Source organism: Xenorhabdus indica, from assembly GCF_014467235.1.
GTDB lineage: Bacteria > Pseudomonadota > Gammaproteobacteria > Enterobacterales > Enterobacteriaceae > Xenorhabdus > Xenorhabdus indica.
Map to the genome: position 1 here is coordinate 1 of NZ_NKHP01000069.1, position 1,731 is coordinate 1,731.

1 rRNA gene is annotated in these 1,731 nt (G+C 53.9%); it reads left to right on the forward strand.

Going from position 1 to position 1,731, the window contains the following annotated elements:
* Positions 1-141: 141 nt before the first annotated feature.
* Positions 142-1,684, forward strand: a 16S ribosomal RNA gene (locus Xind_RS19440).
* Positions 1,685-1,731: the final 47 nt, after the last annotated feature.

The window sequence follows — 1,731 nt, forward strand, 5'->3', positions numbered from 1 at the left end:
TTAATCAGACAATCTGTGTGGGCACTCGCAGGACATTATCGACAAGGCCGAAAGGCCAGAAAGATTAAAGTCTTGAAGAGTGACTGAAACAGTTAATTCATTACGAACTAACACAGTTTAATTCTTTGAGCGTCAAACTTTTAATTGAAGAGTTTGATCATGGCTCAGATTGAACGCTGGCGGCAGGCCTAACACATGCAAGTCGGGCGGCAGCGGGGGAAAGCGTGCTTTCCTGCCGGCGAGCGGCGGACGGGTGAGTAATGTCTGGGGATCTGCCCGATGGAGGGGGATAACCACTGGAAACGGTGGCTAATACCGCATGAACTCTGAGGAGCAAGGTGGGGGACCTTCGGGCCTCACGCCATCGGATGAACCCAGATGGGATTAGCTAGTAGGTGGGGTAACGGCTCACCTAGGCGACGATCCCTAGCTGGTCTGAGAGGATGACCAGCCACACTGGGACTGAGACACGGCCCAGACTCCTACGGGAGGCAGCAGTGGGGAATATTGCACAATGGGCGCCAGCCTGATGCAGCCATGCCGCGTGTATGAAGAAGGCCTTCGGGTTGTAAAGTACTTTCAGCGGGGAGGAAGGCGTGAAACCGAATACGTTTCACGATTGACGTTACCCGCAGAAGAAGCACCGGCTAACTCCGTGCCAGCAGCCGCGGTAATACGGAGGGTGCAAGCGTTAATCGGAATTACTGGGCGTAAAGCGCACGCAGGCGGTCCATTAAGTTAGATGTGAAATCCCCGGGCTTAACCCGGGAACGGCATCTAAGACTGGTGGGCTAGAGTCTCGTAGAGGGGGGTAGAATTCCACGTGTAGCGGTGAAATGCGTAGAGATGTGGAGGAATACCGGTGGCGAAGGCGGCCCCCTGGACGAAGACTGACGCTCAGGTGCGAAAGCGTGGGGAGCAAACAGGATTAGATACCCTGGTAGTCCACGCCGTAAACGATGTCGATTTGGAGGTTGTGCCCTTGAGGTGTGGCTTCCGGAGCTAACGCGTTAAATCGACCGCCTGGGGAGTACGGTCGCAAGATTAAAACTCAAATGAATTGACGGGGGCCCGCACAAGCGGTGGAGCATGTGGTTTAATTCGATGCAACGCGAAGAACCTTACCTACTCTTGACATCCACGGAATTCTGCAGAGATGCGGAAGTGCCTTCGGGAACCGTGAGACAGGTGCTGCATGGCTGTCGTCAGCTCGTGTTGTGAAATGTTGGGTTAAGTCCCGCAACGAGCGCAACCCTTATCCTTTGTTGCCAGCACGTTATGGTGGGAACTCAAGGGAGACTGCCGGTGATAAACCGGAGGAAGGTGGGGATGACGTCAAGTCATCATGGCCCTGACGAGTAGGGCTACACACGTGCTACAATGGCGGATACAAAGAGAAGCGACCTCGCGAGAGCAAGCGGAACTCATAAAGTCTGTCGTAGTCCGGATTGGAGTCTGCAACTCGACTCCATGAAGTCGGAATCGCTAGTAATCGTAGATCAGCATGCTACGGTGAATACGTTCCCGGGCCTTGTACACACCGCCCGTCACACCATGGGAGTGGGTGGCAAAAGAAGTCGGTAGCTTAACCTTCGGGAGGGCGCTGACCACTTTGTGATTCATGACTGGGGTGAAGTCGTAACAAGGTAACCGTAGGGGAACCTGCGGTTGGATCACCTCCTTAACCGAAGATGGTGAAATGTGAGTGTTCACACAGATTGTCTGATGAAA